Here is a 24,376-nt window from a genome sequence, read left to right as displayed (position 1 = left end):
GTGGACCATCGTCCGGCTGCGTCCCGCTTTCTACAGAAGGTTCCCATGAAGAAGCTCTGGCTTACCGCCACCCTGGCCGCCGCGTTGACGGCGTGCTCGTCCATCCCCTCCGCCACGGCACCCACGGCCGCCACGCTCAAGAAGCCCGCGCTCGACCGCATCGCGGCGGCGCCTACGGCCGCGGCTGCGGCGGACTTCCGCCAGTTCCTGGCGCTGGCTGCGCAGATGCAGCCCGAGCTGCAGCCCGCCGTGGCTGCCTATGTAGAGAAGAAGCCCCTGGCGGGCGATGACCTGGTCAACATCAGCCGCCTGCTGGGCCTGCACAACCGCCTGCGCAACCAGGCGGCCGTGATCGACGCCACGGCGAAGATGGTGGCCATCCCCACCGTGCGGTCTGCCAAGGTGCCGCCCCATGAAGACCCCGCCATCATTGCCTTCGGCACCCTGGTCGAAGGCATGGCGCGCGACTTTGGCCTGCAGTACCGCAATGTGGACAACCGCATCTTTGAAGTGAAGCTGCCCGGCAGCGGCCCCGAGGAATTCGGCATCCTCACGCACGCCGACGTGGTGCCCGTGGTGGCCGACGAATGGGTGCTGGACGACGGCACCAAGCTCGACCCCTTCAAGTTGACCCGCGTGGGCGGCAACCTGTATGGCCGGGGCTCCATCGACGACAAGGGCTCCATCGCCACCGTGCTGTTTGCGATGAAGGCCGTGAAGGACAGCGGCCTGCCCCTGGCCCGCACCATCCGCCTCATGATCGAGACCACCGAGGAAACCGGTGGCGACGCGATGAAGTACTACCGCGCCAAGACCGCACTGCCCGAGTACAACATCGTGCTCGACAGCAAGTACCCCGCCGTGGTGGCCGAAAAGGGCTCGGGCGCGCTGCGCGCATCCTTCCCGCTGCAGTCCACGGCCAGCACCGGTGCGACGGCGATCACGGCCATGGCCGGGGCCGCCTCGACCAATGCCGTGCCCCAAACGGCCACCGCCCGCCTGCAGGGCGGCAACCTGGCCGATGTGGCCGCGCGGCTGGATGCAGCCAAGGCCGGTTTTGTCGAGAAGTACCAGCCGCAGGGCGGCGCCTTCCGCATCGATGTGGCGCAGGACAGCGGTGCGGTGGTGGTGAAGGTGACGGGCGCATCGGCCCACGGCTCGCGCCCCGAAGAGGGCGTTAACCCGCTGCCGCGCCTGGCGCTGTTCCTGAAGGAAGCCGGCGTGGCGCTGGCGCCCAACGGCTACACGCAGGCCGTGCGCTACCTCACCGACCTGTACGGTGTGGACTACCTGGGCCGCACGCTGGGCCTGGCCTACAGCGACGACTTCATGGGCCCGCTCACGATGTCGCCCAACCTCATCCGCGAGAAGGATGGCAAGGTCGATGTGCTGGTGAATGTGCGCATGCCCCGTGGCAGCACGCCCGAGGCGCTAACGCAGGCCACGTCGGCCAAGATCAAGGCCTGGGGCGCCCAGGCTGGTGTGGCGGTGGAAGTGGACCACCAGCAAGGCAACTGGATGGCGCGCGACCCCAAGGGCGCCTGGCTGGCCACGCTGCTCAACACCTTTGGCGACACCACCGGCCTGGAAGCCAAGCCCGTGCCCACGGCCGGCAGCACCACGGCCAAGCTCATGCCCAACGCCATCAACTTCGGCCCCGCCATGCCGGGCAAGAAGTACACGGCCCACAACGCCAAGGAGTTCAAGGAAGTGGTGGACCTGGACGCCGACATGCAGATGTTCACCGAGATGCTGGTGCGCATCGGGAATTTGAGCCAGATGCAATAACGGCCGGGGCGGCTGCGCTACAGTGGCCGTGAGCCGCCACGCAGCGCCCCCGGGCATCCGCCGGGGCGCCGCGTGGCAGATCCACCGATTGTTTTTCTGCCAACGAAGGAGCCTCCATGGCCAAAGCCGCCAAGACCACCGCCGCCCCCAGCATCAACATCGGCATCAGCGACAAGGACCGCGCCGCCATCGCCCAGGGCCTCTCACGCCTGCTGGCCGACACCTACACGCTGTACCTGACGACCCACAACTTCCACTGGAACGTGACGGGCCCGATGTTCAACACGCTGCACACCATGTTCATGGCGCAGTACACCGAACTGTGGAACGCGGTGGACCCGATCGCCGAGCGCATCCGCTCGCTGGGCCATGTGGCACCGGGCTCGTACGCCGAGTTTGGCAAGCTGGCCACCGTGCCTGATGCCCCCGCCAAGCCACCCAAGGCGCTGGAGATGGTGCGTGTGCTGGTTGAAGGCCACGAGGCCGTGGCCCGCACAGCACGCAGCCTGTTCCCCCTGGCCGACAAGGCCAGCGACGAGCCCACGGCCGACCTGCTGACCCAGCGCCTCACGGTGCATGAGCAGACGGCCTGGATGCTGCGCTCGCTGCTGGAAGAGTAAGTGGTGCAGTAGTCACTCACTTCACCGCTTGGTGAACCGAACGCCCGGCAGCCGCAAGGCCCCGGGCGTTTTTCTTGTCGGGTCGATGCCGGACCTGCATCTGGGAAAATCCCGCGCCATGACCGCCACCACCGCCCCCCGCAGCCGCTTTTCGCTTTACCTCGACCTCATCCGCTGGGACCGGCCCGCAGGCTGGCTGGTGTGCTTGTGGCCCACGCTGTCGGCGCTCTGGATTGCGGCCGACGGGTTTCCGGGCTGGCACCTGCTCACTGTGTTTGTGCTGGGCACCATCCTCATGCGCAGCGCGGGCTGCTGCGTGAACGATGTGGCCGACCGCGATTTTGACAAACACGTCAAGCGCACGGCGCAGCGCCCGGTGACCACGGGCGCCGTGAGCGTGAAGGAGGCGCTGGGCCTGGGCGCCGTGCTCGCGCTGGTGTCGTTTGGCCTGGTGCTGACCACCAACACCGCGGCCATCGCCTGGTCGGTGCCCGCCGTGCTGGTGGCCATTGCCTACCCGTTCACCAAGCGCATCATTTCCATGCCCCAGGCAGTGCTGGGCATTGCGTTCAACTTTGGCATCGTCATCGCCTTTGCCGCCATGCAGGGCCACGTGCCTGCCGTGGCCTGGTGGATGTGGCTGGGCAATATGTTCTGGGTGCTGGCCTACGACACCGAATACGCCATGGTGGACCGCGATGACGACCTGAAGATCGGCATCAAGACCTCGGCCATCACGCTGGGGCGTTTCGATGTGGCGGGCATTGTGCTGTTCTACCTGCTCTTCATCGGCATTTGGGCGGTAGCGCTGGCCCCCTATGCGCTAGGTGCTACTTTTTATATAGCGCTTGCGGTGGCGCTGGCCCAGGCCGTGTGGCACTTCACGCTGATCCGCACCCGCACCCGCGAGGGCTGCTTCAAGGCGTTCCGCATCAACCATTGGCTGGGCGCCACAGTGTTTGCGGGCATTGCGGGCAGCTACCTGGTGCGGTCGATACTCACAAATTGATAGCTATCAGCGCTTGATGGACGCGCGGAGAAGGCCAAAAAAGCTATAAAAACTGTTCACGGTTCCCTGCGGCGCCGTGAACAGGGTGACCCGAGGTCAGGCGCCGAACTCGTTGCCAAGTTCGTTGGCGCGTTTTTCGGCGGCGCGCATGGCGGCCTCGAACGCCTGCGACACACCGCTGGCTTCCATCGACTGCAGGGCTGCGTAGGTCGTGCCGCCCTTGGACGTGACGCGTTCGCGCAGTACGGCTGGGGGCTCGTCCGATCGGCGGGCCAGCTCGGAGGCGCCCACAAAGGTGCCCACGGCCAGCTGGTGCGCCTGCTGCTCGGTCAAGCCCATGCCGACGCCCGCGCGTGCCATGGCTTCGAGGAAATAGAACACATAGGCCGGGCCCGAGCCCGACAGGGCGGTGACGGCGTCGAGCTGGGTTTCGCTCTCCACCCACAGGAATTCGCCGGTGGACGCCATGATGGCTTCCACACTCTGGCGCTCTGCCGGGGCCACGGCGGGGCGCGCGTAGATCGCGCTCATGCCCTTGCCCACCAGTGCGGGCGTGTTGGGCATGGTGCGCACGATGCGCTCGGTGCCGAGCCACTGGGCGATGCTGTCCGAGCGGATGCCTGCGGCCACGCTCAGGTGCAGGGCCTGCTGGGTGTGTGCCTTGGCCTGCGCGGCGGCGTCCTTGAAGGTCTGGGGTTTGACCGCCCAGACCACGATACTGGCGCGCTGCAGCGCAGGGCCTGCCTCGGCTTGTGCCGTGAGGCCGAAGTTCTTGAGCAGCGCCTCGCGCGTGGGGGCGTAGGGCTCGACCACCTCGATCTGGCTGGCCGGGTGGCCCTGGCCGATCAGGCCGCCAATGATGGCGCTGGCCATGTTGCCGCCGCCGATGAAAGCGATGACGGGGAGGTTGTGGGAGGCGGTGGTCTGGCTCATGGTGCGTGCAGGCAAAGTGGCAAACAAGAAGGGGCCACGATGGTAGCGCCGCCGGGCCGTCAGCCCATGCCTGCGACGGCGAAAGCGGCAGGACTCATGGGTGGAAAGGCAGACTACTGGTGCGGCAGGCGCCTCGCCGCGCCAGCGCGGCGAGGGCCTCAGGCCGCCGTGGTCTGGCGCACCGCATGTTCCCAGTTCGCCATCAGTTCCTGCGCACGCGCGCTGCTGAGCGTGGGCACAAAGCGGCGGTCGGCGCGCCACAGCTGCGAGAGTTCATCCGTGCTGCGGTACACGCCGCTTGACAGGCCTGCGAGGTAGGCAGCGCCCAGGGCCGTGGTCTCGATGACCGCAGGCCGCACCACCGGGATGCCCAGCAGGTCCGCCTGGAACTGCATCAGCAGGTCGTTGATGCAGGCGCCGCCGTCCACGCGCAGCTCGCTCACCGGGGCGCCGCCCGCGGCCACGGCGTCGCGGCTCATGGCCAGCAGCAGGGCGGCGCTTTGGTAGGCAATGCTTTCAAGCGCAGCGCGCGCAATGTGGCCCAGCGTGGTGCCACGTGTGAGGCCCGTGATGGTGCCGCGTGCGTCGGGCTTCCAGTAGGGCGCGCCCAGGCCGGTGAAGGCGGGCACCATCATCACGCCGCCCGAATCGGGCACGCTTTGGGCCAGCGACTCGACCTCGCCGCTGGTGGAGATGGCGCGTAGGCCGTCGCGCAGCCACTGCACCACCGCGCCGCCCACAAAGACCGAGCCTTCCATGGCGAATTCGGGCTGGGACGTGGCCTGGGCCGCGCTGGTGGTGAGCAAGCCGTTTTGCGATGTCTGGAAGGTGCTGCCCGTGTGCATGAGCATGAAGCAGCCTGTGCCATAGGTGTTCTTGGCCATGCCCGCCGTGAAGCAGGCCTGGCCGAACAGCGCGCTTTGCTGGTCGCCCGCCACGCCACCGATGCGGATGGTGTGTCCCAGCAGGTCGGCCGCAATGTCGCCAAAGTGGGCGCTGGACGGCAGCACCTCGGGCATCAGTGCCTTGGGGATGCGCAGCAACGCCAGCAGCTCGTCGTCCCACTCGTTGGTGTGCACATTGAACAGCATGGTGCGCGAGGCGTTGCTCACGTCCGTCACATGCACCTTGCCGTGGGTGAGCTTCCACATCAGCCAGCTGTCCACCGTGCCAAAGGCCAGCTCGCCGCGCTCGGCCGCGTCGCGGGCGCCGGGCACGTTGTCCAGCAGCCACTGCAGCTTGGTGCCCGAGAAGTACGCATCCACCAGCAGGCCCGTCTTGGCCTGGATGGTGGCGGCGTGGCCCTGCTCGCGCAGCTGGGCGCAGGCGGGCTCGGCGCGCCGGTCCTGCCACACGATGGCGTGGTGCACGGGCTGGCCGGTCTGGCGGTTCCACAGCACGGTGGTTTCGCGCTGGTTGGTGATGCCCACGGCGCGCACGGCGCTGGCCGCTATGCCTGCCTTGGCCAGCGCATCGCGTGCGGTGGCGAGCTGGGTGCGCCAGATTTCCAGCGGGTCGTGCTCCACCCAGCCGGGCTGGGGGTAGATCTGCGGCAGCTCCAGCTGGGCCTGGGCCACGATGTGGCCGCGTTCGTCAAACACGATGCTGCGGGAGCTGGAGGTGCCTTGGTCGAGGGCGAGCAGGTAGGTCATAGGTAAGCAGGTTATGTCAGGCCGTTGGGTTGGCCCTTAAGTTGGATAGCCGGCCCATGAACGGGCGCTGCTCAAGCCAGCGACCGCCGCGCAAGGGCCGCCCCGCCGCGCTGGCGGTGTCCCCCTTCTCTCGAATTGCGCAGCAATTCGAGAGAAGGGGGAAGGCGCGAAGCGCCACAGGGGGTTGTCCCGATTCATGCTGCCACGGTGCAGATCACCCCTGCGTCTTGCAGCAAGGCCGGGAAAGGCTCGGGCGGTGGTGCGTCGGTGAACAGGCGGCCGATCTGGCCCAGCGTGGCCAGCTGCACCATGGCCGGGCGGTTGAACTTGCTGTGGTCGGCCGCCAGCCAGACCTCGCGCGACTGTTTGATGATGGTTTGCGCCACCTTCACCTCGCGGTAGTCAAAGTCGCGCAGCGAGCCGTCGGGCTCGACCCCAGAGATGCCGATGAGCGCAATGTCCACCTTGAACTGGCGGATGAAGTCCACGGCGGCCTCGCCCACGATGCCCCGGTCGCGCGCGCGCACCACGCCACCGGCCACGATGACTTCGCACTCGGGGTTGCCGCTCAGGATGGCGGCTACGTTCAGGTTGTTGGTGATCACGCGCAGGCCCCGGTGGTGCAGCAGCGCCTTGGCGATGGCCTCGGTGGTGGTGCCGATGTTCAGGATCAGCGAGCAGTCGTTGGGCACCTGCTCGGCCACGGCGCGCGCAATGCGCGCCTTGCCTTCGGCATTGAGCGTTTCGCGCTGGGTGTGGGCCAGGTTCTCCACCGTGGAGCTGGGCACGCGCACGCCGCCATGAAAGCGCGTGAGCAGGCCGGACTCGGCCAGGCGCTGCACATCGCGGCGCACGGTCTGCAGCGTCACGCCCAGGGTGTCGGCGAGTTGTTCCACCGTGGCGGACTTGCGCGCACGGACTTCTTCCAGAAGCAGCAGTTGTCGGGGGTTCGTATTCACGCGAATGGGGGCAACGTAGGGTGATGGATACTTTAAATCGAACAAAAAGGAACCTGTTAAGGGTAAACCTTGATTCAATACGATCAAAAAAGAACAAAAATGAACGCAATCGAAAACGAGAGGGCGGGCTGTGTCTGATGAGGCAGCAGCGTCCCATTCATCAGGCCTTCGGGCGACAAAGAAAGGTTGCGTGATGCAGCTGGCATTGGACAGCATCAGCAAGAAGGTGGGGGCGCAGACCTGGCTGTATGACATGAGCCTGGCGCTCCAGAGCGGCGCCGTCACGGTGCTGCTGGGCGCCACGCAGGCGGGCAAAACCAGCCTGATGCGCATCATGGCCGGGCTGGATACGCCCACTTCGGGCACGGTCAAGGTCGATGGTGTGGATGTGACCGGCATGCCCGTGCGCGACCGCAATGTGGGCATGGTCTACCAGCAGTTCATCAACTACCCCTCGATGAAGGTGGCGGCCAACATTGCGTCGCCCCTGAAGCTGCGCGGCGAAAAGAACATCGACGCCCGCGTGCGCGAAATCGCCAGCCGCCTGCACATCGACATGTTCCTGGACCGCTACCCCGCCGAGCTGTCGGGCGGCCAGCAGCAGCGCGTGGCACTGGCCCGTGCCCTGGCCAAGGGGGCGCCCCTGATGCTGCTGGACGAACCCCTGGTGAACCTGGACTACAAGCTGCGCGAAGAATTGCGCGAGGAACTGACCCAGCTGTTTGCCGCCGGCCAGTCCACCGTGGTCTACGCCACCACCGAGCCGGGCGAAGCCCTGCTGCTGGGCGGCTACACGGCCGTGCTTGACGAAGGCCAGCTGCTGCAATACGGCCCCACGGCCGAGGTGTTCCACGCGCCCAACTCGCTGCGCGTGGCGCGCGCCTTCAGCGACCCGCCGATGAACCTGGTGGCGGCTTCGGCCACGGCCCAGGGCGTGCGCCTGCAAGGCGGCGCCGAACTGGCATTGCCCCTGCCGCAAGGCGTGGCCACGGCGGCCGGTCTGACGGTGGGTGTGCGCGCCAGTGCGCTGCGCGTGCACGCACGCCCCGGGGACCTGAGCGTGGCCGGGGTGGTGGAACTGGCCGAGATTTCGGGCTCCGACACCTTTGTGCATGCCTCCACGCCCTGGGGCGACCTGGTGGCGCAGCTCACGGGCGTGCACTACTTTGAACTGGGCACGCCCATCACGCTGCACCTGGACCCCGCCCAGGTCTACGTGTTTGGCGCCGATGGCCGACTGGCGTGGGCTCCCGCCCGGCCCGTTACCGCACAAGGAGGGCGCTGACATGGCCCGCATCAGCCTGGATTTGGCGCATTCGTACAAGCCCAACCCGCAGCAGGACAGCGACTACGCGCTGCTGCCGCTCAAGATGGAATTCGAGGACGGCGGCGCCTATGCGCTGCTCGGCCCCTCGGGCTGTGGCAAGACCACCATGCTCAACATCATGTCGGGGCTGCTCGTGCCCTCGCATGGCAAGGTGCTGTTCGACGGCCGCGACGTGACGCGTGCCAGCCCGCAGGAGCGCAACATCGCCCAGGTGTTCCAGTTCCCCGTGATCTACGACACCATGACGGTGGCCGAGAACCTGGCCTTCCCGCTGCGCAACCGCAAGGTGCCCGAGGACCAGATCAAGCAGCGTGTGGGCGTGATCGCCGAGATGCTGGAGATGAGCGGGCAGCTCAACCAGCGCGCAGCAGGCCTGGCGGCCGATGCCAAGCAGAAGATATCCCTGGGTCGCGGCCTGGTGCGGGCCGACGTGGCCGCCGTGCTGTTCGACGAGCCGCTCACGGTGATCGACCCGCACCTCAAGTGGCAGCTGCGGCGCAAGCTCAAGCAGATTCACCACGAACTCAAGCTCACGCTGATCTATGTGACCCACGACCAGGTGGAGGCACTGACCTTTGCCGACCAGGTGGTGGTGATGACGCGCGGCAAGGCGGTGCAGGTCGGCTCGGCCGACGCCTTGTTCGAGCGGCCCGCGCACACCTTCGTGGGGCACTTCATTGGCTCGCCGGGCATGAACTTCCTGCCGGCGCACAGCGAGGGCGACAGCCTCACCGTGGCCGGCAACCGCCTGGCGAGCCCCGTGGGCCGCGCGCTGCCCGCTGGCCCCCTGCAGGTCGGCATCCGCCCCGAATATCTGGCGCTGGCCCAGCCGCAACAGGCCGGTGCGTTGCCAGGCACGGTGGTGCAGGTGCAGGACATCGGCACCTACCAGATGCTGACCGCCAAGGTGGGCGAGCACACCGTCAAGGCGCGCTTCACGCCCGAGACCCGTCTGCCATCGGCCGGTGACACGGCGTGGCTGCAGGTGCTGGGCGAGCACACCTGCTTTTACAAGAATGAGGAGTTGCTGGCATGAGCGCAACCACCAAACCCGTCAACCAGAAGGCCTGGTTCCTGATCCTGCCCGTGATTCTGTGCGTGGCCTTCTCGGCCATCCTGCCGCTGATGACGGTGGTGAACTACTCGGTGCAGGACATCATCAGCCCCGAGCGGCGCGTGTTCGTGGGTACCGAATGGTTCACCGCCGTGATGCGCGATGAGGAGCTGCACGCGGCGCTGTGGCGCCAGCTGACCTTCTCGCTGGCCGTGCTGGCGGTGGAGATTCCGCTGGGCATCCTGCTGGCGCTGTCCATGCCCGCGCAGGGCTGGAAGTCATCCGCCGTGCTGGTGGTGGTGGCGCTGTCGCTGCTGATCCCCTGGAACGTGGTGGGCACCATCTGGCAGATTTATGGCCGGGCCGACATCGGTCTGATGGGGCGCATGCTGCAGGAGGCGGGCATCGAGTACAGCTACACCGGCAATGCCACGCAGGCCTGGCTCACGGTGCTGCTGATGGACGTGTGGCACTGGACGCCGCTGGTCGCGCTGCTGGCGTTTGCCGGACTGCGTTCCATTCCCGATGCGTACTACCAGGCCGCCCGCATCGACGGCGCGAGCAAGTTTGCGGTGTTTCGCTACATCCAGCTGCCCAAGATGCGCGGCGTGCTGATGATTGCCGTGCTGCTGCGCTTCATGGACAGCTTCATGATCTACACCGAGCCCTTTGTGCTCACGGGCGGCGGGCCGGGCAATGCGACCACCTTCCTGTCGCAGTACCTCACGACCAAGGCGGTCGGCCAGTTCGACCTGGGCCCTGCGGCTGCCTTCTCGCTGATCTATTTCTTCATCATTCTGCTGCTGTGCTTCATCCTCTACAACTGGATGCAACGCGTGGGCACCGTCAGCGACGAGGGAGCCGGCCATGAATGAAAAACGTTTTCAAAAGCGCACGCTGTTCCTGATTGCATACCTGCTGTTTGCGCTGTTGCCCATCTACTGGATGGTCAACATGAGCTTCAAGACGAACGAGGAGATCCTGTCGAGCTTCTCGTTCTTTCCGCAGCACTTCACCTGGGCCAACTACAAGACCATCTTTACCGATGCGTCCTGGTACTCGGGCTACATCAACAGCCTGATCTATGTGGGTATCAACACGGTGATCTCGCTCACCGTGGCGCTGCCAGCGGCCTATGCATTCAGCCGCTACCAGTTCATGGGCGACAAGCATGTGTTCTTCTGGCTGCTGACCAACCGGATGACGCCTCCTGCGGTGTTCCTGCTGCCGTTCTTCCAGCTGTACACCACGGTGGGCCTGATGGACACGCACATTGCCGTGGCGCTGGCGCACCTCTTGTTCAACGTGCCGCTGGCGGTGTGGATTCTCGAAGGCTTCATGAGCGGCATCCCGCGCGAGATCGACGAGACGGCCTACATCGATGGCTACAGCTTCCCGCGTTTCTTCATGACCATCTTCCTGCCGCTGATCAAGGCCGGCGTGGGTGTGGCGGCGTTCTTCTGCTTCATGTTCAGCTGGGTGGAGCTGCTGCTGGCCCGCACGCTGACCAGCGTGAACGCCAAGCCCATCGTGGCCACCATGACGCGCACCGTGAGCGCCTCGGGCATGGACTGGGCGACGCTGGCGGCGGCCGGAGTGCTGACCATCGTGCCGGGCGCCATCGTGATCTGGTTTGTGCGGCACTACATCGCGAAGGGTTTCGCGATGGGCCGGGTTTAAGGAGATATCGCCATGTTCGAGTGGATGGCCTGGACATTGCCGGTGGCGGTGTTCTTTGTCTGCATCGTGTTGATGCTGGTGGGCATGACCGTGTGGGAGTTCAAGTCGCCCACGTCGATGCGCAAGGGTTTCCTGCCCCTGGAGACCACGCGCGGCGACCGGCTCTTTATCGGCCTGCTGTCGGCGGCCTACGTGAATCTGATTTTTGTGGGCATCAGCGGCAAGCTGGCCCAGTGGTTCAGCCTGTCGGCCGAGCCCTCGGTGTGGATCAGCTTTGTGGTGTCGATGGCGCTGCTGGGGCTGATTTTACGCAAAGGTTGATGCAAAAAATGGCCGTTTGCGCCTGATGGGTAAGCGTTTGTAGCTATTGTTTTTGTAGTGTCGAAGGCCTGGCCTGGTTCCCCCCCGGGTTGGTGCCGGTCTACCAATGGGGGTCTCAATCTGAGAGGAGACAGCAATGAAGATGCAGTTCAAGGCGATCGCTTTCGCCGCCGCGGCTCTGGCGATGGGGCAGGCTGCCTGGGCCGGCGAGGCCGAGGCCAAGAAGTGGATCGACAGCGAATTCCAGCCATCCACGCTGAGCAAAGACCAGCAGATGGCCGAGATGAAGTGGTTCATCGACGCAGCCAAAAAACTCCAGGCCAAGGGCGTGAAGGAAATTTCGGTGGTGTCCGAAACCATCACCACGCACGAATACGAATCCAAGACGCTGGCCAAAGCCTTTGAGGAAATCACCGGCATCAAGGTCAAGCACGACCTGATCCAGGAAGGCGACGTGGTCGAGAAGCTGCAGACCTCAATGCAGTCGGGCAAGTCCATCTATGACGGCTGGATCTCGGACTCGGACCTGATCGGTACGCACTACCGCTACGGCAAGATCATGAACCTGACCGACTACATGGGTGGCGCGGGCAAGGAATGGACCAACCCCGGCATCGACCTGAAGGACTACATCGGCACCAAGTTCACCACCGGCCCTGATGGCAAGCTGTATCAGCTGCCCGACCAGCAGTTCGCCAACCTTTATTGGTTCCGCGCCGACCTGTTCGACCGCAAGGACATCAAGGACAAGTTCAAGGCCAAGTACGGCTACGACCTGGGCGTGCCGCTGAACTGGAGCGCCTACGAAGACATCGCAGAGTTCTTCACCAACGACGTGAAGAACATCGACGGCAAGCCGATCTATGGCCACATGGACTACGGCAAGAAGGATCCATCCCTGGGCTGGCGCTTCACCGATGCCTGGCTGTCCATGGCCGGCACGGCCGACATCGGCGCGCCCAACGGCCTGCCGATCGACGAGTGGGGCATCCGCGTGGCTGACGACAAGTGCACGCCCGTGGGCGCCTCGGTGGCCCGTGGTGGTGCGACCAACTCTCCCGCCGCTGTCTACGCGCTGACCAAGTACGTGGACTGGATGAAGAAGTACGCGCCCAAGGAAGCCACGGGCATGACCTTCGGCGAAGCCGGCCCCGTGCCCGCCCAGGGCCAGATCGCCCAGCAGATCTTCTGGTACACCGCCTTCACCGCCGACATGACCAAGCCCGGCCTGCCCGTGGTGAACGCCGACGGCACGCCCAAGTGGCGCATGGCCCCTGGCCCGAACGGCCCCTACTGGAAGCAGGGCATGCAGAACGGCTACCAGGACGTGGGCAGCTGGACCTTCTTCAAGGACCACGACGCCAACAAGACGGCAGCCGCCTGGCTTTACGCCCAGTTCGTGACGGCCAAGACCACCTCGCTCAAGAAGACCATGGTGGGCCTGACCCCGATCCGCGAGTCCGACATCCAGTCCAAGGCCATGACCGACATGGCGCCCAAGCTGGGTGGCCTGGTGGAGTTCTACCGCAGCCCCGCCCGCGTGGCATGGTCGCCCACCGGCACCAACGTGCCTGACTACCCCAAGCTGGCCCAGCTGTGGTGGAAGAACGTGGCCCAGGCTGTGACGGGTGAAAAGACGCCCCAGGGCGCCATGGACACGCTGGCCGACGAAATGGACCAGGTGATGGCCCGCCTGGAGCGCGCTGGCATGGCCCACTGCGCACCCAAGCTGAACCCCAAGAGCGACAACGCCAAGTGGCTGAGCGACAAGCAGGCGCCATGGGCCAAGTTGGCCAATGAGAAGCCAAAGGGCCAGACGATTGCGTACGGCACGCTGTTGCAGGCTTGGAAGGATGGCAAGACGCGTTGAGTCTGTGACCGCCGCGTTTTGACAATCTCCACAGGCAGCCAGGGCTCACAAGGTCTCTGGCTGCCTTTTTCACTCCATACCGCCCTCGACGGTTTCTGCGTCGAGGGGGGTTTTCTCTCCGGAAGTGTCAAGAATTCAAGGGTAAACCCTTAATTCTTGCCCCGCCCATGGACAATCACCCCCATGACCACTGCCTCTGCCCCCCTTCCTACGCGACGTGCCGACCTGCTGGCCCGTCTGGCCCAGCCGCACCACTATGACCTCGCCGTGATCGGCGGGGGGGCGACGGGGTTGGGGGTTGCGCTGGATGCGGCGGCACGCGGTTTCAGCGTGGTCCTGGTGGATTCGCACGACTTCGCCAAAGGGACCTCGTCCCGCGCCACCAAGCTGGTGCATGGCGGGGTTCGCTATCTGGCGCAGGGCAACATCGCCCTGGTGCGCGAAGCGCTGCATGAGCGCACGACCCTGTTGCACAACGCGCCCCACCTGGCGCAGCCCCTGCCGTTTGTGATGCCGTCGTACCGTTTCTGGGAGACGCCGTTTTATGGTGCAGGGCTTGTGATGTATGACGCCCTGGCGGGCAAGGCCGGGCTGGGGTCCACCCAGTTCCTGGGGCGCGCCCGCACCATCGAATGCCTGCCGACGGCCCGTACCGAGGGGCTCAAGGGTGGGGTCAAATACTGGGACGGGCAGTTCGACGATGCCCGTCTGGCATTGGCGCTGGCACGCACGGCGGCCAGCCTGGGCGCCCTGGTGGTCAATTACTGCCCGGCGCGTGCGCTGGTGCACGAGGCGGGGAAGGTCGCCGGTTTTGTGTGCGAGGACGCCGACAGCGGGCAGCAGTTCACGGTGCGCGCCCGCACGGTGGTGAATGCCACGGGCGTGTGGGTGGACGCCCTGCGCCAGATGGATGGCGAGGCGATTGGCCGCCCCGTCAAGCCCATCGTGGCGCCCAGCCAGGGGGTGCACATCGTGGTGGACCGGGAGTTCTTGCCTTCCGACCACGCCTTGATGGTGCCCAAGACGGCCGACGGCCGGGTGCTGTTTGCCGTGCCGTGGCTGGGCAAGCTCATCCTGGGCACCACCGACAGTCCGCGCCAGGACATCGTGCGGGAGCCGGAGCCCTTCCGAGAGGAAGTCCGCTTCATCCTGGAAGAATCCGCCCGCTATCTCACCCGTGCCCCCAAGGCCGAGGACATCCGCAGCATCTGGGTGGGCCTGCGCCCCCTGGTGAAGCCGCAGGACGACGATGGCGACAACACCAAGAAGATCAGCCGCGAGCACACCGTGCTGGCCAGTCGCAGCGGGCTGATCACCGTGACCGGGGGCAAATGGACCACCTATCGGGCCATGGCCGAGGATGTGTTGCAAAAATGCTTCACCACGGGCCTGCTGCCGGAAAAGCCAGCGGGGGCAACCAACCACCTGCCCCTGGTGGGCACGCCCCAGGGGCCTGTCAAACACCGCATCAGTGACGCCCAGGGGCTGCATTCGTATGGCAGCGAGGCGGCTGCTGTCCAAGAGATTCCGGGGGCGCAGACGGAGCTGGGCGGTGGCTTGACCGAGGCAATGGTGCGCTTTGCCGCCCGGCATGAATACGCCCGCACGGTGGAAGATGTGTTGGCCCGCCGCTCCAGGCTGTTGTTCCTGGATGCGCGCCAAGCCATCCAGCTGGCCCCGTCAGTGGCGGGCATCCTGCGTGAGGAACTGGGGGGCGACCCCCAGCTGGAGGCCTTCCTGGCCCTGGCGCAGCAGTACCTGCACGCTCCTTTGTGATAGAGCACTTGACTTCGAAAAAGTCCTTTGCCATAATCGAGGGCTTCGCGTTCAAAGCGTGAAGTTTCTGCCCAGCGGGAAGTGCTGCAAATGGTTTGCGGTGCGGACGACGGGCCCAAGACTGACTGGCTGATTTGCAGCCCTTGAGAAGTTCTCTGGGGCTGTTGTCTTCTGGTGCAAGTTGGGAATATTGAAATGATCCAGACAGAATCTCGGTTAGAGGTTGCCGACAATACCGGCGCCAAGTCCGTCCTTTGCATTAAGGTGCTGGGTGGCTCGAAGCGTCGCTATGCAAGCGTGGGCGACATCATCAAGGTGAGCATCAAAGAAGCCGCTCCACGTGGCCGCGTCAAAAAAGGCGAGGTTTACAGCGCAGTGGTGGTTCGCACGGCGAAGGGTATTCGTCGCGGCGACGGTTCGCTCGTCAAATTCGACGGCAACGCTGCAGTGTTGCTGAATGCAAAGTTGGAGCCTATCGGCACTCGTATCTTTGGACCCGTGACGCGTGAACTGCGTACCGAAAAGTTCATGAAGATCGTGTCCCTGGCTCCTGAAGTTCTCTAAGGACGCGCCATGAACAAGATTCGCAAGGGCGACGAAGTCATCGTGCTGACCGGCCGTGACAAAGGCAAGCGCGGCACTGTGTCGCTGCGCAAAGATGACTCTCACCTCGTCATCGACGGTATCAACCTCGTCAAGAAGCACGCCAAGCCAAACCCCATGAAGGGCACGACCGGCGGCATCATTGAAAAGGCAATGCCGATCCACCAGTCCAACGTGGCTATCTTCAATGCCGCTACCGGCAAGGCTGATCGCGTGGGCATCAAGGTGCAGGCTGACGGTTCGCGCGTTCGCGTGTTCAAGTCCAGCGGCGCTGAAATCAAGGCGGCCTAAGGGGTAAACATGGCACGACTGCAAGACATTTACCGCGACAAAGTCGCCCCCGAGCTGACCAAGCAGTTCGGTTACACCTCGCCCATGCAGGTTCCACGTCTGACTAAGATCACCCTCAACATGGGTGTGAGCGAAGCCGTGTCGGACAAGAAGGTGATGGACAACGCCGTGGCCGATCTGACCAAGATCGCTGGTCAGAAGCCCGTTGTGACCAAGGCCAAGAAGGCTATCGCCGGTTTCAAGATCCGCGAAGGCCAGGCCATCGGTTGCATGGTCACGCTGCGTGGCGTGCAGATGTATGAGTTCCTGGACCGTTTCGTGACCGTGGCTCTGCCCCGCGTTCGCGACTTCCGTGGTATCTCTGGCCGCGCTTTTGATGGCCGTGGCAACTACAACATCGGCGTCAAAGAACAGATCATCTTCCCTGAAATTGAGTACGACAAGGTTGACGCCCTGCGCGGTCTCAATATCAGCATCACCACGACGGCCAAGTCCGACGAAGAAGCCAAGGCGCTTCTCGCTGGTTTCCGTTTCCCGTTCAAGAACTGAGGCGAAGCATGGCTAAAGTAGCTTTGATCCAGCGCGAACTGAAGCGCGAAAAACTGGCAGCCAAGTACGCAACCAAGTATGCGGAACTGAAGGCGATCGCTGGCGATGCCAAGCGCAGCGACGAAGAGCGTGATGCAGCCCGTCTGGGCCTGCAGAAGCTCCCTCGCAATGCCAACCCTACGCGTCAGCGTAACCGTTGCGAAATCACCGGTCGTCCACGCGGCACCTTCCGTCAATTCGGTCTGGCTCGCGCCAAGATCCGCGAACTGGCTTTTGCAGGCGACATCCCTGGTGTCACCAAAGCCAGCTGGTAAGCAGGCAGGAGAGATTAAACATGAGCATGAGTGATCCCATCGCTGACTTGCTGACCCGCATCCGTAATGCACAGATGGTCGCCAAGGCCACGGTTCTGGTGCCTTCTTCCAAAGTGAAGATCGCCATCGCCCAGGTGCTGAAGGACGAAGGTTATATCGACGGCTTCCAGGTGAAAACCGAAGCTGGCAAGTCGGAACTCGAAATTGCCCTGAAGTACTACGCAGGCCGTCCTGTGATTGAGCGCATTGAGCGCGTCAGCCGCCCTGGTCTGCGTGTCTACAAAGGCCGTGATTCCATTCCACAAGTCATGAACGGTCTGGGTGTGGCAATTGTCACGACGCCCAAGGGCGTGATGACCGACCGCAAGGCGCGCGCTACCGGTGTTGGTGGCGAAGTGCTGTGCTACGTGGCCTAACCCGCGGCATTGAGGAGAAACTGAAATGTCCCGAGTAGGAAAAATGCCCGTGACCATCCCCGCAGGTGTGGATGTGTCCGTGAAAGATGACCAGATCTCCGTCAAGGGTTCTGGTGGCGTCCTGTCGCTTGCACAAAACGTGCTGGTGAAGGTGTCGAGCAATGAAGGCAAGCTCAGCTTTGAGCCTGTCAATGACTCCCGCGAAGCCAATGCCATGAGCGGCACGATTCGCCAGTTGGTCAACAACATGGTGGTCGGTGTCAGCAAGGGCTTTGAGAAGAAGCTGAGCTTGGTGGGCGTGGGCTACAAGGCCGCCGCTTCGGGTTCCAAGCTGAATCTGGCTGTCGGTTACTCGCATCCGGTCAACATCGAAATGCCCGCTGGTATCACGGTGGCTACCCCGACCCCCACGGAAGTGGTGATCAAGGGTGCTGACCGTCAACGCGTCGGTCAAATCGCTGCTGAGATCCGTGCTGTTCGTCCTCCCGAGCCTTACAAGGGCAAGGGCATCCGTTATGCGGACGAAAAGATCACGATCAAAGAGACCAAGAAGAAATAAGGAGCTGCAACATGTTGACCAAGAAAGAGCAGCGTCTTCGTCGTTCGCGTCAGACCCGCATCCGCATTGCACAGCAAGGCGTGGCCCGTCTCACCGTGAACCGTACGAACCTCCATATCTACGCCAGTGTGATTTCCGGCGACGGCAGCAAGGTGCTGGCCAGCGCATCCACTGCCGAAGCCGATGTGCGCAAGTCGCTCGGCGGTTCGGGCAAGGGTGGCAATGCCGCTGCAGCCCAGATCATCGGCAAGCGCATCGCTGAAAAGGCGAAGGCAGCAGGCGTCGAGAAGGTTGCATTTGATCGCGCAGGCTTTGCCTACCACGGTCGCGTCAAGGCCCTGGCCGACGCAGCCCGTGAAGCCGGCCTGCAGTTCTAAGCGGAGCGGAATACAAAATGGCTAAATTTCAACCCAAAGTGCAGAGCGAAGGTCAAGACGACGGTCTGCGCGAAAAAATGATCGCGGTCAACCGCGTGACCAAAGTCGTGAAGGGTGGCCGTATTCTCGGTTTCGCCGCACTGACGGTGGTTGGCGACGGTGACGGCCGCGTTGGCATGGGCAAGGGCAAGTCCAAGGAAGTGCCTGCTGCTGTGCAGAAGGCGATGGAAGAAGCCCGCCGCAACATGGTCAAGGTGTCCCTGAAGAACGGCACCATTCACCACAATGTGACGGGCCACCATGGTGCCGCTGTTGTGATGATGGCGCCCGCCCCCAAGGGTACCGGTATCATCGCCGGCGGTCCTATGCGCGCAGTCTTCGAAGTGCTGGGTGTGACCGATATCGTGGCCAAGAGCCATGGTTCGTCCAATCCGTACAACATGGTTCGCGCCACGTTCGATGCGCTCGTCAATTCGACCACTCCGTCGAATGTTGCTGCCAAGCGCGGCAAGACGGTCGAAGACATCTTCGCCTGAACCGGAGTTTGAATATGACTACGCAACAAACCGTCAAGATTCAACTGGTGCGCAGCCCGATTGGCACCAAGGAATCGCACCGCGCCACCGTCCGTGGCCTGGGTCTGCGCAAGCTCAACAGCGTGAGCGAACTGCAGGACACGCCCGAAGTGCGCGGCATGATTAACAAGATCAGCTACCTGGTCAAAATCGTCTGAGAGATAGATCATGGAACTCAATAGCATCAAGCCCGCAGACGGCGCCAAGCATGCCAAGCGCCGTGTAGGCCGTGGTATCGGCTCCGGCCTGGGCAAGACCGCTGGCCGTGGTCACAAGGGTCAGAAGTCCCGCTCCGGTGGTTACCACAAGGTGGGTTTCGAAGGCGGTCAAATGCCTCTGCAACGTCGCTTGCCCAAGCGCGGCTTCAAGTCGCACCTGCTCAAGTTCAATGCAGAAGTGACGCTGACTGCTCTGGACCAACTCGGCCTGGCCGAAGTCGACGTCCTGGCGCTCAAGCAAGCCGGTCTGATCGGTGAGCTGGCCAAGGTGGTCAAGGTGATCAAGAGCGGTTCCCTCACCAAGGCTGTCAAGCTGAGCGGTGTGGGCGCTACGGCAGGTGCCAAGGCAGCCATCGAAGCTGCTGGCGGCAGCGTCGCCTGAGTCTGACACTGAAGGAAAGCACCTGTGGCTACTAGCGCGGCTCAAATTGCAAAGACCGGCAAGTTCGGCGACCTGCGTCGTCGTCTGGTTTTTCTGTTGCTTGCGCTGGTCGTGTATCGCATCGGGGCTCATATCCCTGTGCCCGGTATCGATCCAGCCCAGCTTCAGCAGCTTTTCAGCGGCCAGCAAGGCGGCATCCTGAACCTGTTCAACATGTTCTCGGGTGGTGCCCTGTCGCGCTTCACGGTTTTCGCTCTGGGGATCATGCCGTACATCTCGGCATCGATCATCATGCAGCTGATGACCTATGTGTTGCCCGCGTTCGAGCAGCTGAAAAAAGAAGGTGAGGCCGGTCGTCGGAAGATCACACAGTACACCCGTTATGGAACCTTGGGCTTGGCCCTGTTCCAGTCGCTGGGCATTGCTGTGGCGCTGGAAAGCTCGGCCGGTTTGGTGTTGAGCCCTGGCTTTGGTTTCCGTCTGACGGCTGTGGTGAGTTTGACCGCCGGCACGATGTTCCTGATGTGGCTGGGTGAGCAAATCACTGAGCGGGGTCTGGGGAATGGTATTTCCATCCTCATCTTCGCTGGCATCGCTGCGGGTTTGCCGAGTTCGATTGGTGGGCTGCTGGAACTGGTGCGTACAGGTGCGATGAGCATACTGGCTGCCATCTTCATCGTCCTCGTGGTCGGTCTGGTGACCTACTTCGTGGTGTTCGTTGAACGTGGTCAGCGCAAGATTTTGGTGAACTATGCCCGTCGTCAGGTGGGGAACAAGGTGTACGGTGGCCAATCGTCGCACTTGCCCCTCAAGCTGAACATGGCAGGTGTGATTCCTCCGATCTTTGCCTCGTCGATCATCCTGTTGCCTGCAACGGTGGTGAACTGGTTCAGTGCTGGTGAGTCGATGCGTTGGTTGAAGGACATTTCGGGTGCGCTGACTCCTGGTCAGCCCATCTATGTGATGTTCTACGCTGCAGCGATCATCTTCTTCTGTTTCTTCTACACGGCGCTGGTTTTCAACAGCCGTGAAACTGCAGACAACCTGAAGAAGAGTGGCGCGTTCATTCCGGGTATTCGCCCAGGTGAGCAGACCGCGCGCTACATCGATAAAATCCTTGTCCGCCTGACTTTGGCCGGTGCCGTGTACATCACCTTCGTGTGCCTGCTGCCAGAGTTTCTGATCTTGAAGTACAACGTTCCGTTTTACTTCGGTGGGACATCGCTGCTGATCATCGTGGTCGTGACCATGGACTTCATGGCCCAGGTCCAGAACTACATGATGTCGCAGCAGTACGAATCGCTGCTCAAGAAAGCCAATTTCAAGGGCAATCCTGGCGGTTGAGGATGATGGAAAGCGGTAGCCGCATGGCGGTGCCGCTTGCAAACGACTGAATGTCGATTAGGTTGGCGCCCCACGATTTTTCGCGGGCACAAATTGTGTTCCGTGCGAAGCAGCCGGGACGGATGGAAAAGTTTTAGGAGAATGCAATGAGAGTTTCGGCTTCGGTCAAAAAAATCTGCCGCAACTGCAAGATCATCCGCCGCAAGGGTGTGGTGCGTGTGATCTGCACGGATCTGCGTCACAAGCAGCGCCAAGGTTGATTGGAAAGTATTAGAGGACGCATATGGCACGTATCGCTGGCATTAACATTCCGCCGCACAAGCACGCGGAAATCGGTTTGACCGCCATTTTTGGCATTGGTCGCACCCGCGCTCGCAAGATCTGCGAAGCAACTGGTATCGCTTACTCCAAGAAGATCAAGGATCTGACGGACGGCGATCTGGAAAAAATTCGCGAGCAAATCGAGCAGTTCACCATCGAAGGTGACCTGCGCCGCGAAACCACGATGAACATCAAGCGTTTGATGGACATCGGCTGCTATCGTGGCTTCCGCCATCGCCGCGGTCTGCCAATGCGTGGTCAGCGCACCCGTACCAATGCACGCACTCGCAAGGGTCCGCGCAAGGGTGCTGCTGCACTGAAGAAATAAAGATTGAAAGATCATCATGGCTAAGTCTCCTGCCAATAACGCAGCTCAGCGCGTTCGCAAGAAGGTCCGGAAGAACGTTTCGGACGGCATTGCCCACGTGCACGCCTCGTTCAACAACACCATCATCACGATCACCGATCGCCAGGGCAATGCTCTGTCGTGGGCTTCGTCCGGTGGCCAAGGTTTCAAGGGCTCCCGCAAGTCCACGCCTTTCGCAGCCCAGGTGGCTTCGGAAGTGGCTGGCCGCGCCGCCATCGACCAAGGCATCAAGAATCTGGACGTCGAGATCAAGGGCCCAGGTCCTGGTCGCGAGTCCTCGGTGCGTGCGCTGGGTGCCCTGGGCATCCGCATCACGTCGATCTCCGATGTGACGCCAGTTCCGCACAACGGCTGCCGCCCTCAAAAGCGTCGTCGTATCTAATTTCTCTCTAAGCCCACCGCCGCCTGTGAACGCGCAAGCGCCTCAGGCGGCTCCCGCAATGGTTTGCGGTAGATGACACAAAGGAAGCTCAAGTGGCACGTTACCTCGGCCCCAAGGCCAAACTCTCCCGCCGTGAAGGCACGGACCTGTTCCTGAAGAGCGCCCGCCGCTCGATCGCCGACAAGTCCAAGTTCGACTCCAAGCCAGGCCAACACGGCCGTACCTCCGGTGCACGCACGTCCGACTACGGCCTGCAACTGCGTGAAAAGCAGAAAGTCAAGCGCATGTATGGCGTGCTGGAAAAGCAATTCCGCCGCTACTTCGAAGCCGCCGACGGCAAGAAGGGCAACACCGGTGCCAACCTGCTGTTCCTTCTGGAATCGCGTCTGGACAACGTCGTGTACCGCATGGGTTTCGGTTCGACCCGCGCTGAAGCGCGTCAGCTGGTGTCCCACAAGGCGATCACCGTGAACGGCAAGTCCGTGAACATCGCTTCGTATCTGGTCAAGGCCGGCGACGTGGTGGCTGTGCGTGAAAAGTCCAAGAAGCAAGCCCGCGTTGTGGAAGCCCTGCAACTGGCTGCTCAAGTGGGTATGCCTGCCTGGGTGGAAGTGAATGCTGACAAGGCTGAAGGCATCTTCAAGAAGACGCCAGACCGTGATGAGTTCGGTGCCGACATCAACGAATCCCTGATCGTTGAGTTGTACTCGCGCTAATCGCTCGGTACATAGTATTTCGAGAAAACCGTCCCTGAACCGCGAGGCATCGCGGTTTAGGCGCTTCACCAGCCTTACCGGTGTAACGAGCTGGGGGTATTGAGAGGAAGTCTGAATGCAAACCAATTTGCTGAAACCCAAGGCGATCAATGTCGAGCAGCTTGGCCACAACCGTGCCAAGGTCGCACTGGAGCCGTTCGAGCGTGGCTACGGTCACACGCTGGGCAATGCCATCCGGCGCGTCCTGCTCTCGTCCATGGTGGGTTACGCAGCGACGGAAGTCACCATTGCGGGCGTTCTGCATGAGTACTCGTCGATCGACGGTGTCCAGGAAGATGTAGTCAACATCCTTCTGAACCTCAAGGGTGTGGTGTTCAAGCTGCACAACCGTGACGAAGTCACGCTGAGCCTGCGCAAGGACGGCGAAGGTGTGGTGACGGCCCGTGATATCCAGACCCCTCACGATGTCGAAATCGTGAACCCTGATCACGTGATCGCCAACCTGTCTGCTGGCGGCAAGCTGGACATGCAGATCAAGGTCGAGAAGGGCCGTGGCTATGTGCCGGGCAACCTGCGCCGCTACGCCGACGAATCGACCAAGTCGATCGGCCGCATCGTGCTGGACGCATCGTTCTCCCCCGTGAAGCGCGTGAGCTACACCGTGGAAAGCGCCCGTGTGGAGCAACGTACGGACCTGGACAAGCTGGTTGTCGAGATCGAGACCAACGGCGCTATCACTGCTGAAGACGCCGTGCGTGCATCGGCCAAGATCCTGGTGGAGCAGCTGGCCGTGTTCGCCCAACTGGAAGGTGGCGAACTGGCTGCGTTCGATGCCCCTGCGGGCCCACGGGGCAGCGCAACGTTCGATCCGATCCTGCTGCGCCCTGTGGACGAGCTGGAACTGACGGTGCGTTCTGCCAACTGCCTGAAGGCCGAAAACATCTACTACATCGGTGATCTGATCCAGCGCACCGAGAACGAGCTGCTCAAGACGCCTAACCTGGGTCGCAAGTCGCTCAACGAAATAAAGGAAGTGCTCGCATCGCGTGGTCTCACGCTCGGCATGAAGCTCGAGAACTGGCCACCAGCAGGCCTGGACAAGCGCTAAGCTGACGCTATAATCCTGAGTTACCCGAAAAATAGGGCAACTCGGTTTGAGGTCCCCCGCGAGGGGGACTTTTCGTTCCTGTAGCAAGGAACAGTGCCTCGGACAGTACCTGACACGGCTGGCCGATTTAATTAAATAGACAGTAGAAGGAAAGCACCATGCGCCACGGACACGGCCTCCGCAAACTCAACCGCACCAGCTCGCACCGCCTTGCGATGCTGCAGAACATGATGAATTCGCTCATCGAGCACGAAGCCATCAAGACCACGGTCCCCAAGGCCAAAGAACTGCGCCGCGTGATCGAACCCATGATCACCCTGGCCAAGGAAGACTCTGTTGCCAACCGTCGCTTGGCATTCAATCGTCTGCGCGACCGTGACAGCGTGACCAAGCTCTTCAACGACCTGGGCCCCCGTTTCAAGGTGCGCCCCGGTGGCTACACCCGCATCCTGAAGATGGGTTTCCGCGTGGGCGACAATGCGCCTATGGCTCTGGTCGAATTGGTCGATCGCGCTGCAGAAACCGAAAATAATTCGGCAGCAGCTGAATAATAGGGTATAATTTATTTCTTGCCGCGCGATGGAGCAGTCTGGTAGCTCGTTGGGCTCATAACCCAAAGGTCGGAGGTTCAAATCCTTCTCGCGCAACCAAATACAGCGGTAATCGCTTAACAAAACGCCCACTAAACAGTGGGCGTTTTTGTTTGTGCCGTCGGCTTAAGCGCTGGATCAGACGGCCTGTTTCGTGCTGAGGCGCCGGTTCCGTGAGGTTTGGGCCTTAGCGGTTAGCCGTTGCTCGTGAACCTGACGGATCCGATGCTCCGACGTGGTCTAGTCTGTCTGTCTGCCTACCCAGCCACCCTCCA

Annotated in this window: 30 protein-coding genes and 1 tRNA gene; 28 read left to right on the top strand and 3 right to left on the bottom strand. The window is 62.6% G+C overall.

Annotated elements, in window-relative coordinates; genetic code table 11:
• Positions 1–45 precede the first annotated feature (45 nt).
• From ACSQ3O_RS24390 to ubiA, 3 genes are all read left to right on the top strand, one after another.
• Entirely contained in the window at positions 46–1,788 is a 1,743-nt protein-coding gene (locus ACSQ3O_RS24390) for a dipeptidase (protein ID WP_436140747.1), read from the top strand.
• Positions 1,789–1,904: 116 nt separating this feature from the next.
• On the top strand, positions 1,905–2,408 hold the full coding sequence (locus tag ACSQ3O_RS24385; RefSeq protein ID WP_063462452.1) for a Dps family protein: 504 nt from the start codon (positions 1,905–1,907) through the stop codon (positions 2,406–2,408).
• A 118-nt stretch (positions 2,409–2,526) separates the two neighbouring features.
• Positions 2,527–3,417: a 4-hydroxybenzoate octaprenyltransferase gene (ubiA, locus tag ACSQ3O_RS24380; RefSeq protein ID WP_436140746.1), complete on the top strand. Its 891-nt coding sequence runs from the start codon at positions 2,527–2,529 to the stop codon at positions 3,415–3,417.
• Between the two features lie 96 nt (positions 3,418–3,513).
• Here ubiA and proC read toward each other — a convergent pair whose 3' ends face one another.
• From proC to ACSQ3O_RS24365, 3 genes are all read right to left on the bottom strand, one after another.
• A complete protein-coding gene (proC, locus tag ACSQ3O_RS24375) occupies positions 3,514–4,350 on the bottom strand; it encodes a pyrroline-5-carboxylate reductase (RefSeq protein ID WP_436140745.1) in 837 nt (278 codons plus the stop codon).
• Between the two features lie 158 nt (positions 4,351–4,508).
• Positions 4,509–6,002 (bottom strand): glycerol kinase GlpK, encoded by a 1,494-nt coding sequence (glpK, locus tag ACSQ3O_RS24370; RefSeq protein ID WP_436140744.1) that lies wholly within the window; start codon positions 6,000–6,002, stop codon positions 4,509–4,511.
• Between the two features lie 194 nt (positions 6,003–6,196).
• Entirely contained in the window at positions 6,197–6,961 is a 765-nt protein-coding gene (locus tag ACSQ3O_RS24365) for a DeoR/GlpR family DNA-binding transcription regulator (protein ID WP_137747536.1), read from the bottom strand.
• A 193-nt stretch (positions 6,962–7,154) separates the two neighbouring features.
• Between ACSQ3O_RS24365 and ACSQ3O_RS24360 the strand changes: the two genes are divergently transcribed.
• From ACSQ3O_RS24360 to ACSQ3O_RS24240, 25 genes are all read left to right on the top strand, one after another.
• Positions 7,155–8,246 (top strand): ABC transporter ATP-binding protein, encoded by a 1,092-nt coding sequence (locus tag ACSQ3O_RS24360; protein WP_436140743.1) that lies wholly within the window; start codon positions 7,155–7,157, stop codon positions 8,244–8,246.
• A 1-nt stretch (position 8,247) separates the two neighbouring features.
• Positions 8,248–9,324 (top strand): ABC transporter ATP-binding protein, encoded by a 1,077-nt coding sequence (locus ACSQ3O_RS24355; protein WP_436140742.1) that lies wholly within the window; start codon positions 8,248–8,250, stop codon positions 9,322–9,324.
• On the top strand, positions 9,321–10,217 hold the full coding sequence (locus ACSQ3O_RS24350) for a carbohydrate ABC transporter permease (RefSeq protein ID WP_137747539.1): 897 nt from the start codon (positions 9,321–9,323) through the stop codon (positions 10,215–10,217). The genes ACSQ3O_RS24355 and ACSQ3O_RS24350 overlap by 4 nt, the downstream gene beginning before the upstream one ends.
• Positions 10,210–11,022: a carbohydrate ABC transporter permease gene (locus tag ACSQ3O_RS24345; protein ID WP_137747540.1), complete on the top strand. Its 813-nt coding sequence runs from the start codon at positions 10,210–10,212 to the stop codon at positions 11,020–11,022. Before ACSQ3O_RS24350 ends, ACSQ3O_RS24345 begins: the two co-directional genes overlap by 8 nt.
• 12 nt (positions 11,023–11,034) lie before the next feature.
• Entirely contained in the window at positions 11,035–11,343 is a 309-nt protein-coding gene (locus tag ACSQ3O_RS24340; RefSeq protein WP_137747541.1) for a DUF2160 domain-containing protein, read from the top strand.
• Positions 11,344–11,479: 136 nt separating this feature from the next.
• Positions 11,480–13,213, top strand: coding sequence for an ABC transporter substrate-binding protein (locus ACSQ3O_RS24335; protein WP_137747542.1), 1,734 nt, complete (start codon positions 11,480–11,482; stop codon positions 13,211–13,213).
• 183 nt (positions 13,214–13,396) lie between these two features.
• Positions 13,397–14,989: an FAD-dependent oxidoreductase gene (locus tag ACSQ3O_RS24330; RefSeq protein WP_436140741.1), complete on the top strand. Its 1,593-nt coding sequence runs from the start codon at positions 13,397–13,399 to the stop codon at positions 14,987–14,989.
• 195 nt (positions 14,990–15,184) lie between these two features.
• A complete protein-coding gene (gene rplN, locus ACSQ3O_RS24325; RefSeq protein WP_007861702.1) occupies positions 15,185–15,553 on the top strand; it encodes a 50S ribosomal protein L14 in 369 nt (122 codons plus the stop codon).
• A gap of 9 nt (positions 15,554–15,562) precedes the next feature.
• Positions 15,563–15,883 (top strand): 50S ribosomal protein L24, encoded by a 321-nt coding sequence (rplX, locus tag ACSQ3O_RS24320; RefSeq protein ID WP_108618710.1) that lies wholly within the window; start codon positions 15,563–15,565, stop codon positions 15,881–15,883.
• A 9-nt stretch (positions 15,884–15,892) separates the two neighbouring features.
• Entirely contained in the window at positions 15,893–16,432 is a 540-nt protein-coding gene (gene rplE / locus ACSQ3O_RS24315) for a 50S ribosomal protein L5 (RefSeq protein WP_063462381.1), read from the top strand.
• Between the two features lie 8 nt (positions 16,433–16,440).
• Positions 16,441–16,746, top strand: coding sequence for a 30S ribosomal protein S14 (gene rpsN, locus ACSQ3O_RS24310; RefSeq protein ID WP_007861712.1), 306 nt, complete (start codon positions 16,441–16,443; stop codon positions 16,744–16,746).
• A gap of 20 nt (positions 16,747–16,766) precedes the next feature.
• Positions 16,767–17,162, top strand: coding sequence for a 30S ribosomal protein S8 (rpsH, locus tag ACSQ3O_RS24305; RefSeq protein WP_008906523.1), 396 nt, complete (start codon positions 16,767–16,769; stop codon positions 17,160–17,162).
• Between the two features lie 25 nt (positions 17,163–17,187).
• A complete protein-coding gene (gene rplF, locus ACSQ3O_RS24300) occupies positions 17,188–17,721 on the top strand; it encodes a 50S ribosomal protein L6 (RefSeq protein ID WP_137747544.1) in 534 nt (177 codons plus the stop codon).
• Between the two features lie 11 nt (positions 17,722–17,732).
• Positions 17,733–18,098 (top strand): 50S ribosomal protein L18, encoded by a 366-nt coding sequence (gene rplR / locus ACSQ3O_RS24295; protein ID WP_005793639.1) that lies wholly within the window; start codon positions 17,733–17,735, stop codon positions 18,096–18,098.
• Positions 18,099–18,115: 17 nt separating this feature from the next.
• Positions 18,116–18,634, top strand: coding sequence for a 30S ribosomal protein S5 (gene rpsE / locus ACSQ3O_RS24290; RefSeq protein WP_034711783.1), 519 nt, complete (start codon positions 18,116–18,118; stop codon positions 18,632–18,634).
• Between the two features lie 14 nt (positions 18,635–18,648).
• Positions 18,649–18,831, top strand: a complete 183-nt coding sequence (rpmD, locus tag ACSQ3O_RS24285) for a 50S ribosomal protein L30 (protein WP_063462383.1) — start codon at positions 18,649–18,651, stop codon at positions 18,829–18,831.
• 10 nt (positions 18,832–18,841) lie between these two features.
• The gene (rplO, locus tag ACSQ3O_RS24280) at positions 18,842–19,273 is read left to right on the top strand and encodes a 50S ribosomal protein L15 (protein ID WP_137747545.1); all 432 of its coding nucleotides are present in this window, start codon (positions 18,842–18,844) and stop codon (positions 19,271–19,273) included.
• A 24-nt stretch (positions 19,274–19,297) separates the two neighbouring features.
• The gene (secY, locus tag ACSQ3O_RS24275) at positions 19,298–20,617 is read left to right on the top strand and encodes a preprotein translocase subunit SecY (protein ID WP_063462384.1); all 1,320 of its coding nucleotides are present in this window, start codon (positions 19,298–19,300) and stop codon (positions 20,615–20,617) included.
• A gap of 146 nt (positions 20,618–20,763) precedes the next feature.
• The gene (gene rpmJ / locus ACSQ3O_RS24270) at positions 20,764–20,877 is read left to right on the top strand and encodes a 50S ribosomal protein L36 (RefSeq protein ID WP_005793651.1); all 114 of its coding nucleotides are present in this window, start codon (positions 20,764–20,766) and stop codon (positions 20,875–20,877) included.
• A 23-nt stretch (positions 20,878–20,900) separates the two neighbouring features.
• Positions 20,901–21,266, top strand: a complete 366-nt coding sequence (gene rpsM, locus ACSQ3O_RS24265) for a 30S ribosomal protein S13 (RefSeq protein ID WP_008906516.1) — start codon at positions 20,901–20,903, stop codon at positions 21,264–21,266.
• 16 nt (positions 21,267–21,282) lie between these two features.
• The gene (gene rpsK, locus ACSQ3O_RS24260; protein WP_005793662.1) at positions 21,283–21,687 is read left to right on the top strand and encodes a 30S ribosomal protein S11; all 405 of its coding nucleotides are present in this window, start codon (positions 21,283–21,285) and stop codon (positions 21,685–21,687) included.
• A gap of 92 nt (positions 21,688–21,779) precedes the next feature.
• Complete coding sequence (gene rpsD, locus ACSQ3O_RS24255; protein ID WP_026435318.1) at positions 21,780–22,403, top strand: 30S ribosomal protein S4; 624 nt, start codon at positions 21,780–21,782, stop codon at positions 22,401–22,403.
• Positions 22,404–22,518: 115 nt separating this feature from the next.
• Entirely contained in the window at positions 22,519–23,511 is a 993-nt protein-coding gene (locus tag ACSQ3O_RS24250) for a DNA-directed RNA polymerase subunit alpha (protein ID WP_137747546.1), read from the top strand.
• Between the two features lie 158 nt (positions 23,512–23,669).
• A complete protein-coding gene (rplQ, locus tag ACSQ3O_RS24245) occupies positions 23,670–24,062 on the top strand; it encodes a 50S ribosomal protein L17 (RefSeq protein WP_063462385.1) in 393 nt (130 codons plus the stop codon).
• A 22-nt stretch (positions 24,063–24,084) separates the two neighbouring features.
• Positions 24,085–24,161: transfer RNA gene (locus ACSQ3O_RS24240), tRNA-Met, on the top strand.
• The last annotated feature ends 215 nt before the right edge of the window (positions 24,162–24,376 follow it).

This window comes from Acidovorax sp. LjRoot74 (assembly GCF_964254355.1).
In the GTDB taxonomy this organism is placed as follows: Bacteria; Pseudomonadota; Gammaproteobacteria; order Burkholderiales; family Burkholderiaceae_C; genus Acidovorax.
The sequence above is the reverse complement of the archived record's forward strand: the minus strand, read 5'-3'. Positions and strand labels throughout refer to the sequence as shown.